This is a genomic window from Peribacillus frigoritolerans (genome assembly GCF_004358755.1).
In the GTDB taxonomy this organism is placed as follows: domain Bacteria; phylum Bacillota; class Bacilli; order Bacillales; family Bacillaceae; genus Bacillus_P.
This window is the reverse complement of record NZ_SMZY01000003.1, coordinates 703,226-718,306: the sequence shown is the minus strand read 5'-3', so window position 1 is coordinate 718,306 and position 15,081 is coordinate 703,226. Positions and strand designations below refer to the sequence as shown.

The window sequence follows — 15,081 nt, the reverse complement described above, 5'->3', positions numbered from 1 at the left end:
AGTGTTTGAACGTGATTTAACAGAAGGAAAGGGTTGTAAATAAGGTGGCAAATGAATTCAGAATATGCGACGATTGCCAGGCAACCAACATTAAGACGTTGCTCCCCCGCCTGAAAAAAGTTGATCCCGAAGCGAAAATTGATATCGGGTGTCAATCATACTGCGGTCCGGGAAGAAAAAAATCGTTTGCATTTGTAAATAATCGTCCGCTCTCAGCACCAAATGAGGACGAATTGATTGTGAAGATTGAAACAAAAATCAGTAAATAATATCACCATTGGCACATTTATGCAGTGGTGATTTTTTTATCCAGCTAACTTCAGAAAAAGTGGTTGTTTGCGTCGAATTAGAATCGATATAATGGAAACAAGTCAAGATGGAAGAGGGAAAGCGATGGCCTATCGGAGCGGGAAGTTATCTGAGGAAAAAGTGTTTAAAGATCCTGTTCACAGATACATTCATGTACGGGACAAGCTGATCTGGGATTTAATCGGAACGAAGGAATTTCAAAGGCTCCGCAGAATCCGTCAGCTGGGGACGACCTATTTAGTTTTCCACGGAGCAGAGCACAGCCGGTTTAATCATTCTTTAGGAGTCTATGAAATTGTACGGAGAATTGTAGATGATGTGTTTAAAGGGCGTCCTGAATGGAATGAGGATGACCGTCTGCTTTCGCTTTGTGCGGCACTTCTGCATGATTTGGGACACGGTCCGTTCTCGCATTCTTTTGAAAAAGTGTTTCATTTGGATCATGAAAAGTTCACGCGTGACATTCTTGTGGGAGACACCGAAGTAAACGAAGTGCTCCGCCGGATGGGCGATGATTTTCCGAAGAAGGTATCGGAGGTCATTGAGAAAACATATGAAAATAAACAAGTTGTAAGTCTTATTTCAAGCCAGATTGATGCCGACCGCATGGACTACCTGCAGCGGGATGCCTATTTTACAGGTGTCAGTTATGGCCATTTTGATATGGAGCGGATTCTGAGGGTGATGAGGCCCCGCGAGGATCAGGTCGTGATTAAGCAAAGCGGCATGCATGCCGTCGAGGATTACATAATGAGCCGCTACCAGATGTATTGGCAGGTGTATTTCCACCCGGTGACCCGCAGTGCAGAGGTTATTTTGACGAAAATCCTTCATCGCGCAAAACAGCTGCATAAAGACTACTACACATTTAAACAGGATCCCATTCACTTTTACTCCATTTTTGAAGATGAAGTGACAACTCATGATTATCTGAAATTGGATGAGTCCGTTGTTCTGTACTATTTTCAGCAGTGGCAGGAAGAGGCAGATCCTATATTGAGAGATCTTTGTTCAAGATTCATGAACCGGAATCTGTTTCAATATGCCGAGTTTAATCCGGCAGCCACGATGGAAATGAAAAAGCTGATGGAGCTTACGGCCCTCTTTAAAAAAGCAGGCATTGATCCTGACTATTACTTAGTTGTTGATTCATCTTCAGACCTTCCTTATGACTTCTATCGTCCGGGAGAGGAAGAGGAGCGGCTGCCTATTCACCTGCAGCTGCCGAATGGAGACCTGCGCGAGCTTTCCCGCCAGTCTGAAATAGTAGACGCGATTTCCGGAAAACGCAGAACAGACCATAAGCTGTATTTTCCATTAGATCTCATTCAAGATATGTCAGCAAAACGAACGGCCAAGAAACAGATTTTGGAATTGTTAAACTTATAAAAAGAGAGAGATAGTGTGAAAATACAAGGTTAGGAGTGAAGGGGTTTGCTTAACGAACACGCAAAGCTGATGAAGGTATTTTCTTCATCAGGAGAAATTACCGGACGGAAAAAGCTGCAGAAGATGATCTACATCGCCAAAAAGATCAATCTTCCTTTTTATGAAAAGTACGACTTTCACTTTTATGGCCCATATTCGGAGGAGCTTACTCTCAGAATTGAAGAGCTCTGCAACTTAGGCTTTTTAAACGAAATGCATGAGAAAAAGGGCGGCTACTTTCAATACCGCTACTCCCTGACAGAAACGGGCGAGGAATTTTTAACTCATTACGATCTCGAGATGCCTCCGCTTAAAGAGTGCATGGAAGATTTGAACAGTCAATCAGCAAGATTCCTTGAACTGGTATCTACGGTTCTATTCTTCGACACTCTTGAAAAAGAAGAAGTGATGGAGAAGGTATTTACCCTGAAGAGCAAGCAGAAGTACACAGAAGAAGAAATTGAACAGGCTTATGCGTACATAGAGTCAATTCGTACGAAGGTTGTTCAATAAGAAAGTCCCGCGGTCTATATTGGCTGGGGGATTTTTTTATTGCGGGCATTCTGAAGCGGGGCGCATTGAATGTCAATGGTCAAACCTGACTTATTGCAGAGATAGCTAGAAAAGCAGGGATTTCTAAATAACATGACGTTCCCATGGGAAAATTCAGATGGATAACCTATGATTCCTCGCATTTGGTTTTGGCGGAGAAAAATGGAATCAAACGTATGCTATGATTCCGCTATTTTCGTTTCTGCCCAGTATAGTGGAAACAAAAGTATGTAATGATTCCACCATTATGGTTTTTGCGGAGAAAAGTGGAATCAAAAGTATACAATGATCCCTCCAACCCAAAGCGATGAAATGCAATCGTTTGCGCTTTCAAAATATTTCAAATTTTTTATTTTCCCTATTGTAATCGTTTTCAAACCGGAATATAATAAATCCATTGAAACGTTTCAATTGAGTGTTTCGAATTTTTTTAAAATTCAAATTGAAACGTTTCAATATTCTTTTAACTGCCGTTGAAACGTTTCAATACATACTTCAATAGAGTGGTTAATTTCCTAAGGGGGGGAGCTCTTGGTAACTCTAAAAGATGTCGCAAAGCGGGCAAATGTGAGTTTGTCTACTGCCTCTTATTCAATGAATGGCAGTCCGCTGATCACGAATGAAACTAGACAAAAAGTTCTGACTGCAGCAGAAGAGATTGGCTATCGTCCGAATGGAATGGCGAAAAATCTCAAGACGAAGAAAACAAACATCATCGGTTTATTCTTAAGCGGCTTCACGGGACCATTTTTTAATGACATGGTTGAAGGAATTCAGGATGTTGTGATGGAGAATGGCTACGAACTGGTTGTATGTGCATCAGTTGAAACACATCGTTTGCTTGTAGAGCGCTATGTGGATGGAGCTATTATCTTAAACTATCATATGGAAGATCAGCTGCTGCAAACCTTGGCAAACGAAAAAATGCCGTTTGTGGTGATGGATCGTGAAATTCAAAATCCCTATATAAAGAACATTGTGCTTCCTAACCATGAAGGAGCAAAAATGATTGTCGACTACTTGGTTCAAAAGGGACATGCCCGAATAGGCTTTGTAGGCGGTTCAGAGGAATCTTATGACGGGGAAACACGTTTAACGGGATTTGTGAAAGCGCTGAGCAAGCATGGCATGATGCTTGAGGAGTCAGATTTAATCAGGGCAGATTTCACGGAAGAGAGCGGATATACAGAAATGAAAGCTTTTATGGAGATGAAATCTTCCATTCCATCTGCATTTGTCTGTGCCAATGATGAAATGGCGATGGGTGCGATCCGGGCAGCAAGAGAAAATGGGATAAAGGTTCCTGAAGAGCTTGCAATAACAGGATTCGATGATATTTTTGTTTCGCGCCATTTCACCCCGTCTCTTACAACTGTAAAAGTACCGAGAAAAGAATGGGGAACCATCGCTGCTCAGACATTATTTAAAATGCTGAATAAAGATTTTGACTATACCCCTGAAGGATTGAAAGTTGAATTGATGACAAGAAATTCAGGATAAGAAGCGGCCGCCGCTAATTGTCCAAAAACATGATTATAAAAATGAAAAGGGAGTGAAGTTTCACATGAAAAAGCTTGTTTCCTTATTAGCCATTATGACCTTAGTGTTCACGCTTGCCGCATGTAATTCAGACAAAGCCTCAACAGATAAAAAGGAATCAGATAAAGAGCAAATCACGTTATCTTACGCGAACTGGACACTTGGGACTGAAGAAGAGCAAAACTTAGAAAGAGTCATGATTAAAGAGTTTGAAAAGAAAAACCCGAATATCAAAATTAAAATAGACGAGTCGATCGCTGCAACGGACTGGAACGGTACATTATCAGCAGCAGCAAGCGGAGGGAAAATGCCGGATGTTTTCATGCTTGCACAAATCCCGCTTCCTTTATCAAACGACTGGTTAATGGACCTAACAGAAATGACTTCAAAGGATGAGGATTTCAAAAAGATTCCGGAAGTGATTAAGCAGTCTGCTACTTACAGTGACAAGGTATATGCGCTTCCATATGCACAGCATTTTCTTGGATATTTAGTCAATAAAGATCTGTTCAATGAAGCAAATCTCGATTACCCGGAATACGGAGCTTCATTTGACGAATTTATGAGTGCAATTAAAGATGTTACAAACATCAATAATGGCGTTGCCGGCATTAACCACCCATTCTCTATTCCAGATTGGTATCCATCAGCTGTAAACGAGGATCTTGGCTGGTACACATATAAAGATGGCGAATATCAGCTTGACAGCAAAGAGTTTATTAACGGTGTGAATATCGCAAAAGAGATGAATGCAAACGGCTATGCTTATGAAACATTGACGGATGACCAAAAAGCGAAATTCAAAGGCGAAAATCCGGAAGAGGTCTGGATGCAAGGGCAGGTTGCAGTTAAGTGGGATGGAACATGGGGAACTGGAAACTTAACTCAAAACGCAAGCTTTGAATGGGATTTCATCGGTATTCCAGGAGGAAGAACGATTGTAACAAATGACTTCCTTGGAATCTCCAAATCAACGAAGCATGCTAAAGAGGCGTACGAATTTTCAAAATGGATGTCTTTTGGCAAAGAGGGCTTTATGAAACGTCTTGAGCTGGTTGAAAAAGAAGACAAAGCACTGAATACATTGCCTGTAACAAGTGATGAAGAAGTATTAGAAGCTTACTTTGAGCTGAGCGAAGTTCCAGGTATCCGTACAGCTTATGAAAACCTTGATAACGCCATCATTGAACCGGTTAAAACGGTCCCTGGATTTGTTGAATCAAGATGGGAAGCACCAACTGGCATTAAAGCAGGAGAAAATGCAAATGCAACAATCGGACAGATGATTGAGAGCTTCTGGAAGGGCGAGCTGAAAGTAGAAGATTATGCAAAACAGCTTGATGAACTTGCAGATCAAAAGAGCAAAGAAGCAATAGATGCACTAAATAAATAATTTCCATTTCGCATTTAGGAGGATGATTGGCATGAAATCTAAGATACTCGTTTGGTCGGTCCTACTGCTGTTCGTACTGTTCCAACACCAACACATTTTTGCTGAAGAAAAGAAGAGCACTGGCCAAGTCGTAGAAGAAAGATATCATTCCATCCTCTCCGAATGGGAAGAGAAGGGAATCACAGCCGCCTCAGAAAATGAGATGGCTGTGCTGCCCTCTGACTTTACTGAAGCAGATCCAAAAAATCTTTTGCCTGCAGTAAAAAGCAAAGATTATGGCGATCGTGTCTTCTATTGGCATAATCAGCAATCCTTTTCTTTTGAGATTGATATAAAAGAAGAAGGTTTATATGAGCTTGGATTTGACTACTATCCGCTCGGCAAAGAGGTTGTCCCAATAGAGGGCGCAATACAAGTGAACGGCAGCTTTCCTTACTATGAAAGCAGGAGAATTGTGTTTCCTGCAGATTGGAAAAATGAGAAAAACACGTTTGACTCAGACCGATTCGGCAATGACATGCTTCCTAAGCAAGTGGCAAGTCCTGCATGGAAAAAAACGAAATCTGAGGATGCAAGCGGGCTGCAGCCGGAAGCGCTGAAGTATCATTTGAAAAAAGGAAAAAACAAAATTACCGTAACAAATTTAAGAGGCGAAATGCTTGTCGGAAAGATTTACGTTTCTGCGCCTGTTCCGCTTAAGACATATAAAGAATATGGAGCGGAAGCAGAAAAAGCCATTTCATCGCTTAAAGCGTATGAAGCTGAAAAAATCTTCAAAAAGAACAGTTCCTACATACGTCCCGAAGCGAAACAGGATTCATCGGCTGTACCAAACGATCCGAAGCATCTGCTTTTAAATACGCTTGGAGGAGAGTCATGGAGTACAAGCGGCCAAAGTGTCTCCTGGAAGGTGAATGTCGAAGATGACGGCTATTATCATTTAACCTTTAAAGTTCTGCAAAACAAAGAAACGGGCGGAACGGTTTTTCGAAAAGTGAAAATTGACGGCGGCATTCCTTTTGCAGAAGTTGCTCATTATCCTTTTCCATTCAGCAAAAAATGGGCCAATGAAACTCTGGGCAGCAAAGAAGGAGAGCCATATCTGTTTTATCTGAAGAAGGGAAGCCATGAAATTGAGTTAGTGGCGGATGCTTCGCCGGCAGAGAGAGTCATTGCCAAGACCAATGAAGTGATGAAAGAAATTGAGGAGCTTTCCTTATCGATCCGGAAGCTGACAGGAAATCAAACCGACCGCTCCCGCAACTGGAAGATAAGCGAGTTTATTCCTGATATCGATAAACAGGTGCTGACATGGGCAGACGAGCTTGAAAGAGAAAGCGTTTACCTAGAGGGGCTGAGTGATTCAGAGGAAGAATCAAAAGAGGTTGTGTCTATTAAACTTGCAGCTAAAAAGCTTAGAACGCTTGGAGGCGAACCTGACAAAATTCCGAACCGTATGACGGAGTTATCAGAAGGCTCAGCGTCTGTTGCCCAGCTGCTTGGAAATTTCTTGCTTGATATTCAAAAACAGCCGCTGACCATTGACCGTTTTTATGTGCATGGCGGCAAGGATGTTCCTCCGGCAGAAGCAGGGTTCCTTACACAAGCTGCAGACGGAGTGAAGCGATTTTTCCTCTCCTTCTCAAAGGGCAATTATTCTGCTTCTGAAGCAGATGAAAAAACAATTGAAGTTTGGGTAAACCGTCCAAGACAATATGTGGAGCTGATTCAGAACACGGCTGACCGCACGTTTACGCCGGAAACGGGCATCAGGGTGAAATTCTCGATTATGCCTGATGAACAAAAGCTGATTTTAGCAAGCGCAGCTGACAAGCAGCCGGATGTGGCGTTTGGGATAAGCAACTGGCTGCCATATGAATTATCCATGCGTGATGCAGCAGTCGATTTGCGGCAATTTGACGATTTTGATTCATTCAGCAAACAGTTTTCGCCGGGGGCGTTTCTGCCGTTAATGATTGATGATTCCGTCTATGCCCTGCCTGAGACACAGGATTTCTTTGTGCAGTTTTACCGCAAGGACATCCTCGAAGCTTTAAATCTCCCTGTACCTGACACATGGGATGATGTCGTAAGCATCCTGCCGGAATTGCAGCGGTACGGCATGAACTATTATACGCCGATTTCAGGATCGGGCGGGTTCAAGGCTTTTCAGACGACAGCACCATACATCTATCAATTTCAGGGAGATCTGTATGGAAAAGACGGGATGACGACAGCGATAAACAGCGAGGAATCGTTAAAGGGCATTCAGTTTATGACGGATTTAAATACGATTTACAGTATGCCGCTTCAAGTTCCGAATTTTTATAACCATTTCCGTTATTCAACCCTGCCGATTGGGATTTCCACGTTTACAACATATATCCAATTAACAGCTGCTGCGCCTGAAATCGCAGGATGGTGGGACATTGCACCGCATCCGGGCGTTAAGCAAAAGGATGGAACAGTTGAACGCTGGGCCACTGGTTCAGGCCAATCCGCGATGATATTTGAAGGTTCAAAAGATAAAGAGGCATCTTGGGAGCTTTTGAAGTGGTGGATGAAGGAAGAAACGCAAACAGAATTCGCGACAAGCCTTCAAACCCTATACGGACCTGAGTATATGTGGAATACAGCTAATTTGGAAGCTTTTAAAAAGCTTCCTTGGCCAGAAGAGCATAAAGCAACCATTTTGAAACAATGGGAATATTTAATGGAGGTTCCAAAGACTCCGGGTGCTTATATGGTTGAGCGTGAGCTGAGCAATATCTGGAACCGCATCGTCTTTGACGGAGAAAATACAAGATCGGCAGTTGATGATTCTGTTATTGCCATCGACAGAGAGATCAGCCGCAAGATGGAAGAGTTCGGATATATGAAAGATGGCAAGATGGTCAAGCCATATCGGGTTCCTTCAATAGAAACTGTAGAAAGTTGGGCGGTCGATGAAAATGAAGAGTAAACAGCGGGACAGAAGCCAGTGGGTTTTCCTGGCACCTTATTTGATCTTTTTCTCTGTTTTCATCATCATTCCTGTAGCTGCTGCAATAGTATTATCCTTCACTTATTTTAATGCGATTGAAGCACCATCCTTTATTGGATTAAGCAACTATGTGGCTTTGATGACACAAGATGAGGTTTTTATGCAGAAGGTCCTCCCGAATACATTGACCTTTGCATTGATTGTCGGGCCGGGAGGATACATTCTTTCCTTTATCCTGGCATGGGCGCTTGCTCAAATTCCTAAAAAACCGAGAACTGTCCTCGCACTGATTATTTACTCGCCGTCCATGACGGCGGGAATCGCGATGTCAGTAGTATGGACAATAATCTTCAGCGGAGATGAGACAGGGTATTTGAACAGTCTGCTGATTACAATGGGCGTGCTTTTAGAGCCGATTCAGTGGCTGCAGTCACCGGAATATTTAATGAAAATCATGATTTTTGTCACACTATGGGGCAGCATGGGGGTCGGATTCCTCGCGATGCTGTCTGGTGTGCTGAATATCAACAGCGAGATTTATGAAGCGGGATACATCGACGGCATTAAAAATCGATTCCAGGAAATTATTTATATCACGATTCCTTCAATGAGACCTCAAATGCTTTTCGGAGCAGTCATGGCGGTTGTCGGAACCTTTCAGGCAGGAGCGATCGGAGTAGCGTTATCAGGTGCAAATCCGACGCCGCAATATGCCGGACAGCTCATGGTCAACCATTTGGAGGATTACGGGTTTATCCGCTATGAAATGGGCTACGCAGCTGCTGTTTCTGTCGTTTTGCTCCTTGTCGTCTATGCATTTTCTAAAGTGGCCTGGAGATTATTCGGAGAGAAGGATTAAACGAAAGGGAGTGGAACCGTATGTCAGCTTTTCAGGGAACTAAAATCAATCCGTCGAAATTTCATATCAGCCAGTGGAAGTTTTTCCTCTTTCTGATTCCGCTTGCGGCGTTCATGGCACTGCCTATCGTTTATATCTTTTTTCACGCGTTCAAACCGATAGACGAGCTGTTTGCTTATCCGCCGCGGTTCTTCGTGCAAAAACCGACGCTTCAGAACTTCGCGGATCTTTTTGCTCAATCCACAGCGAGCGGGGTTCCGATGTCGCGCTATTTATTTAATAGTATTGTCATTACGATTATCGTTGTTTTTTTAACCGTCGTCATCAGTACAATGGCCGGCTATGCTCTCTCAAAAAAAGAATTCAGGCTGAAGAAAACCATTTTTGAAATCAATACAGTCGCTTTAATGTTCGTTCCGGCTGCTGTCGCCATTCCAAGGTATCTTCTGATTGAGGAGCTTGGCTTGATCAATGTCTTTGTCGTACATATCTTTCCGCTGCTTGCCATGCCGATCGGTCTGTTTTTGGTGAAGCAGTTTATTGATCAAATTCCAAATGAGCTGATAGAAGCGGCAAAGCTTGACGGAGCAACGGATGCCCAGATCTTTTTAAGGATCATCATTCCATTAGTGAAGCCTGCGATTGCCACCATTGCGATTCTGTCGTTTCAGCTTGTTTGGAACAATATTGAGACATCCACACTCTATGTGAATGACGAAGGATTGAAGACATTCTCTTTCTTTATGTCAACGCTCGCTTCACAGGTGACAGGAAATACAGTAGCAGGGCAAGGGCTTGCAGCTGCGGCATCTTTAATTATGTTTGTACCGAATTTAATCATCTTTATCATCCTTCAAAGCCAGGTTATGAACACGATGGCTCATTCAGGAATCAAGTAACAGATAGGGGGGAGGGAAATGAAGCAGTTTACGAAAGGAATCATCTGCGCTCTGCTTGTCTGTCTGCTGCCTTGGCAGACAGAGGCGGAGGCTTCTGTCCCTTATAAGACAGAGACATTATCAGCAAATGGAGATCTTACCAAAACACAGACAGCCTATAAGCCTCTTGGACAGTTAACGCTCGGCAATCAGGAGATGACACCGGAAGATCTTTTCATTGATAAAAAGGATCAAATCTACCTCGCAGATTCAAAGACTCAGAAAATCATTGTGTCGAATCTGAATGGCGAGATTGTCAAAGAGATTGGCGAGGGGATTTTGAAAAATCCTACTGGTGTGTTTGTGGATGAAAACGGAGAAGTTTACGCTGCAGACTATGAACAAGAGAAAGTGTTCAGGTTTTCAAGCGAAGGAAAGCTTTTAAAAGAGTACGAGAAGCCTGATTCACCGCTATTTGGAAGCAAGTCTCCTTTTAAACCGCAGAAAATAGGCGTTGATAAGCGCGGAAACCTATACATCATCGGCGAGGGCTCAACAAACGGGATCATCCAGCTCAGCCGGGAAGGGAATTTTCTTGGGTATTACGGAGTAAACAGCACGCGGTCTTCGATCAAGTCATTCCTGCAAAATGCGCTGAATGCAAGCGGGAAAATGAAGCTGTTTATGAAAACTCCTCCGGCTCCGGACAATATAGCCATTGACGAACAAGGCCTTATCTATTCCATAACAGAGGGAACGAAGGAAGAAGTCATCAAAAAACTGAATGTGGCAGGGAATAACATGCTTGCACCGGATATTTCAGAGGTGGCTTCCCTTCAGGACATTGCAGTCGATCCGCTTGGAAACATATTTGTTTCAAGTGCAAACGGAAAGATTTATGAATACGACAGCTTTGGCAATCTCTTATTCATCTTTGGCGGAAAAGACGATGGGACGAACCGCATCGGGCTTCTCAAACAGCCATCAGGGATTGCCGTTGACCGGAATGGGCGGCTGTATGTGGCGGATAAAGAAAGAGGCATGGTTCAGACTTATGATACGACATCCTTTTCTGTCAGCGTTCATGAAGGAATTGCCCTCTTTAAAGAGGGGCTGTATGTGGAAAGTCAGCAATACTTTGAATCCGTCTTAAGACAAAATTCTTCCTTCGGGCTTGCAAGGACAGCAATGGGAAGGGCGTACTACAAACAGCAGGACTATGAGGCTGCTTTGGAAGAATTCAAATTTGCAGAAGATGTCGGCGGATACTCCAATTCCTTCTGGGAAATACGGCATGAATGGATGCAGAAGCATCTCGGAACGGTTTTATTTTTTATCATCTTAGCAGCAATCTTTTATTCTGTTTTTAAACATTTCGATAAAAAAAGAAATCTGTTAAAGGGTCCCAAAGAACGGATGGGACGATTGAAAAAGAGGAAACGGATAGCGGAGCTTTTCTTTCTTTTTAAATTTTTCCGTCATCCGATTGACAGCTTTTATTATTTAAAACGGAAAAATCATGCATCTGTCTTATCGGCGACGATTCTCTACGTTCTATTATTTATCGAATACTTATTTGCTACTTATCAAACGGGATTTATCTTTTCCGCACATGGCGGGGAAGAGGCTAATCTGTCAATGGAACTGCTGAAGGTGTTTGTTCCGCTTGCCCTGTTCATCATCATTAACTATCTCGTCAGCACAATCAATGACGGGGAAGGGCGCTTTGTTGATATTTACAGAGGAACGATCTATTCACTTGCACCGTATCTTGTGTTCAGCATTCCTATTACATTGATTACGAATATCCTGACGCTGAATGAATCATTTTTTTATGAGTTTTCCATTCAAATTGTCTACGCTTGGTGCGTCATCATTCTGTTCATCATGATAAAGGAAATTCACAATTATACGTTCAGCGAAACAATCCGCAACATTTTTATGACGCTGTTTGGAATGGTCATCATGCTGCTGGTCATTTTCATCATGTTTGTACTGTTCGATCAAGTTTACGATTTCGTCTATTCTATCATTCAGGAGGTCATCTTACGTGTATAAGAAATTAATAGCTGGATTACTGGTTCTGATGATGCCGCTGCAGGCCTATGCTGCTCCTGATGAGAAGAAAGAAGATCTATTAAAATACAGCGCAAGCGGGTTCACCCAGCCTGAGAAGCAAGTGAAAGAGCAGGCACAGGCAGGCACGGTTGAAGGGTTTGAGAAGGCTGCTGAAAATGAATATCTCATTTTATATGTAAATGAAGATTCTCTTGCTCTTAAAATACTGGATAAGAAAACAAATTATATTTGGAATTCAGGCATCGATCAGGTTGAGGGTGTCCGCCTCAATAAAACGTGGGAACAAATGGCACAGTCGGCGGTCACAATTGAGTACAGCGACCGCCGCGGAAAGATCAAGTCAGAGAGCATTCAGACAAATGATTCACGGCCGAATGTGAAAATCACAGATAACGGCTTTAGTGCCAAGGTTTATATGAATGGATCAAAAATCAGCCTTGAGCTGAGTGTCACGCTTGAAAAAGACAATATTGCCGTCAGTATTCCTGATAAGGAGTTAAAAGAAGGGAAACGGAACAAGCTGATTTCGATGAAAGTATACCCTTTCCTTGGAGCGGTAAATGGTGACGAACGGAATGGCTATATGTTTATCCCGGACGGAAGCGGGGCTCTCATCCGCTATGAAAAAGGCAGTAAAGCAGATGCTCCATTTAAAGGCGCTATATACGGCGCAGATGCGGGTTTTCAAAAGTCATCCGATAAAACGGAAGAAAAAACAGTTCCTGCTAAACAAATAAGCATGCCGGTGTTTGGAGCGGTGCACGGCATCAAGAAAAACGGGTTCGCTGCAATAGTGGAAAAAGGCGCAGAGTACGGGGACATCCTTGCCTATCCGTCCGGCGTATCCACCGATTTCAACTGGACGACTGCTCAATTCAACTACCGCTATGAATATTATCAGCCGACAAGCAAAAGCATGAGCGGCACAAACGTTTACCAAAAAAAGAAGAATGCATTTGATATCTCTTTAAGATATTACTTTCTGTCCAATGAACAGGCAGATTATGTCGGCATGGCCAAGCGCTATCAGGAGTATCTCATAGAAACGAAGCAGCTTGCAAAAAAAGAAGATCGGGCAGAAGTACGTCTGGAATTCTTGGGCAGCGAAACCAAAAAAGGACTGTTCTGGGATTCGGTCATACCGATGACACCTGTAGAAAAGCTTCCTGATTTTGCAAAAGAATTGAAAAAAGAAAAGGTTGAAGACATGTTCATGATTTACAAGGGCTGGTCAAAGGGTGGTTTGACAGGCACACTGCCTTCGAAGTTTCCGGTGGAGAAAAAGCTCGGGAGCAAAGGGGACGTGAAGGATGCCACTGAAGCACTTGAAAATGAAAATGTCCCGCTTTTCTTCCAGACAGATTACACAAAGGCTTATGAAAATGCAGGAGGCTTTTCCGGCAGTAAAGATGTGAGCAAAAAAGTCAGCTCTGAAACCATCTCTTACAAAAAGGATGATAAAACGTACTATTATTTATCACCGGACAAGTCTCTGAAAATAGCAAAAGAGGATCTCAAGCAATACAGCGAGTACGGCATGAAAAATGCAGCTGTGGATGGAAGCTCAACGATCCTTTTCTCTGATTACACAAAAGGGAACAGGTCCTCGAGAATTCAAACAGCAGAAACGTATAACAAGTTATTTTCACAGCTTCATAAAGCGGGAGAGGTGGCTCTCTATAACCCGAACGCCTATGCATGGGGACAAACAGACCGCTTTCTCGATGCTCCGATGACATCGTCAAATTATATCTTTGAAAGTGACACCGTGCCTTTTCTGCAAATTGTACTGAAGGGCTATATTCCGTACTATGCAGAATTCTCAAATTTCCACTCGGATTCTAAGGATGATGTGCTGAGAATGATTGAATACGGAGCCTATCCATCTTTTTACTTGACGGATGAGCCGTCCCATTTACTGATGAAAACACCCTCTAAAGATCTTTATACATCGGAGTTTGACAGCTGGAAGGATGAAATCGTGAATCAGTATAAAATGATGCAGGAAAGCCTTGGCGCAGTTGAAGGTGAGACCATCGAAAGCCGTACTGTTCCTGCAGTTGGGATTGTAGAGGTCTCTTACTCAAACGGCAAGACCATCATCGTTAATTATACGAACACGTCATACCGTGCAGGCGTCCATGAAATTCCTGCAAAAGGGTTTATTGTAACCGATGGGGGGGATAAGCAGTGAAGCCGTTACTGAAGTCAAAAAACAGCATGATCGGTTATCTCTTTATTTCTCCTTGGATTATCGGCTTTTTGGTTTTTACCGCGATTCCCATTTTTTATTCTTTGTTCTTGAGCTTTCAGGAAGTCAAGATTACAACCGGGGGAATTGAAACGGAGTTCGTGAAATTTGAAAACTTCAAGTATGCTTTCGGAGTAGATGCCCTATTTTTAGAGTACATGGGAACGTATTTGAAGGAAATCATCATTTCCGTGCCGATCATCATTGTATTCTCTTTAATCATCGCGCTCTTGCTTAATCAAAAAATCAAATTCCGCGGACTGTTCCGGACGATCTTTTTCCTGCCTGTCATCATCGCGAGCGGTCCGGTAATCAAAGAACTGATCGACCAGGGTGTCACAACGATTCCTTCCATCGAGCAGTATGCAATCTATGAAGCTCTGAATGCAAATCCGGATGTGTTTATCAACGGCATTCTGCTCTACCTAATAAAAAATCTGATTATGATTCTTTGGTTCTCAGGCGTGCAAATCTTAATTTTCCTTGCAGCCCTTCAAAAGATCGATAAACAGGTGTATGAAGCAGCCAAAATCGATGGCGCTTCAAACTGGGAGTCATTTTGGAAGGTAACGCTTCCGAGTCTTGCACCTATGATTGTTGTGAATACGATTTATACGATCGTAACGTATTCCGTATTTTCATTGAATCCGATCATCGCCCATATTCAAAAAAATATGTTCAAAGTCGATACAGGTTTTGGATATGCTTCAGCGCTGTCATGGATCTACTTCCTGACAATCGCAGTCATTCTTGCGGCAGCTGTTGGCGCCATGATGTTAAAAGGAAAGAAAAGCTATACATAAGGAGGAG

General features: G+C 42.8%; 11 protein-coding genes. All 11 read left to right on the top strand.

Going from position 1 to position 15,081, the window contains the following annotated elements; translation table 11 throughout:
* Positions 1–44 precede the first annotated feature (44 nt).
* Positions 45–269 carry a DUF1450 domain-containing protein gene (locus E2R53_RS16950; protein WP_070878799.1) on the top strand — a complete coding sequence of 75 codons (225 nt, stop codon included), beginning with the start codon at positions 45–47 and terminating at the stop codon, positions 267–269.
* 124 nt (positions 270–393) lie between these two features.
* Positions 394–1,698 carry an HD domain-containing protein gene (locus tag E2R53_RS16945; protein WP_133313102.1) on the top strand — a complete coding sequence of 435 codons (1,305 nt, stop codon included), beginning with the start codon at positions 394–396 and terminating at the stop codon, positions 1,696–1,698.
* Between the two features lie 45 nt (positions 1,699–1,743).
* Entirely contained in the window at positions 1,744–2,250 is a 507-nt protein-coding gene (locus E2R53_RS16940; protein WP_133312877.1) for a YwgA family protein, read from the top strand.
* A gap of 570 nt (positions 2,251–2,820) precedes the next feature.
* Positions 2,821–3,789, top strand: a complete 969-nt coding sequence (locus E2R53_RS16935) for a LacI family DNA-binding transcriptional regulator (RefSeq protein ID WP_133312876.1) — start codon at positions 2,821–2,823, stop codon at positions 3,787–3,789.
* Positions 3,790–3,853: 64 nt separating this feature from the next.
* Positions 3,854–5,221 (top strand): ABC transporter substrate-binding protein, encoded by a 1,368-nt coding sequence (locus tag E2R53_RS16930; protein ID WP_133312875.1) that lies wholly within the window; start codon positions 3,854–3,856, stop codon positions 5,219–5,221.
* Between the two features lie 31 nt (positions 5,222–5,252).
* The gene (locus tag E2R53_RS16925; RefSeq protein WP_286166258.1) at positions 5,253–8,183 is read left to right on the top strand and encodes an extracellular solute-binding protein; all 2,931 of its coding nucleotides are present in this window, start codon (positions 5,253–5,255) and stop codon (positions 8,181–8,183) included.
* Complete coding sequence (locus E2R53_RS16920; RefSeq protein ID WP_206197396.1) at positions 8,173–9,063, top strand: carbohydrate ABC transporter permease; 891 nt, start codon at positions 8,173–8,175, stop codon at positions 9,061–9,063. Before E2R53_RS16925 ends, E2R53_RS16920 begins: the two co-directional genes overlap by 11 nt.
* Positions 9,064–9,083: 20 nt before the next feature.
* Entirely contained in the window at positions 9,084–9,962 is an 879-nt protein-coding gene (locus E2R53_RS16915) for a carbohydrate ABC transporter permease (protein ID WP_133312873.1), read from the top strand.
* An 18-nt stretch (positions 9,963–9,980) separates the two neighbouring features.
* The gene (locus E2R53_RS16910) at positions 9,981–11,999 is read left to right on the top strand and encodes an SMP-30/gluconolactonase/LRE family protein (RefSeq protein WP_133312872.1); all 2,019 of its coding nucleotides are present in this window, start codon (positions 9,981–9,983) and stop codon (positions 11,997–11,999) included.
* Positions 11,992–14,214 (top strand): DUF5696 domain-containing protein, encoded by a 2,223-nt coding sequence (locus tag E2R53_RS16905; RefSeq protein WP_133312871.1) that lies wholly within the window; start codon positions 11,992–11,994, stop codon positions 14,212–14,214. Before E2R53_RS16910 ends, E2R53_RS16905 begins: the two co-directional genes overlap by 8 nt.
* On the top strand, positions 14,211–15,074 hold the full coding sequence (locus tag E2R53_RS16900; RefSeq protein ID WP_133312870.1) for a carbohydrate ABC transporter permease: 864 nt from the start codon (positions 14,211–14,213) through the stop codon (positions 15,072–15,074). The genes E2R53_RS16905 and E2R53_RS16900 overlap by 4 nt, the downstream gene beginning before the upstream one ends.
* The last annotated feature ends 7 nt before the right edge of the window (positions 15,075–15,081 follow it).

What these genes read in the sequence shown, in the direction of transcription:
- E2R53_RS16945 (WP_133313102.1), top strand. Translation starts at nt 394, where the DNA reads ATGGCCTATCGGAGCGGGAAGTTATCTGAGGAAAAAGTGTTTAAAGAT.
- E2R53_RS16930 (WP_133312875.1), top strand. Translation starts at nt 3,854, where the DNA reads ATGAAAAAGCTTGTTTCCTTATTAGCCATTATGACCTTAGTGTTCACG.
- E2R53_RS16925 (WP_286166258.1), top strand. Translation starts at nt 5,253, where the DNA reads ATGAAATCTAAGATACTCGTTTGGTCGGTCCTACTGCTGTTCGTACTG.
- E2R53_RS16920 (WP_206197396.1), top strand. Translation starts at nt 8,173, where the DNA reads ATGAAGAGTAAACAGCGGGACAGAAGCCAGTGGGTTTTCCTGGCACCT.
- E2R53_RS16915 (WP_133312873.1), top strand. Translation starts at nt 9,084, where the DNA reads ATGTCAGCTTTTCAGGGAACTAAAATCAATCCGTCGAAATTTCATATC.
- E2R53_RS16910 (WP_133312872.1), top strand. Translation starts at nt 9,981, where the DNA reads ATGAAGCAGTTTACGAAAGGAATCATCTGCGCTCTGCTTGTCTGTCTG.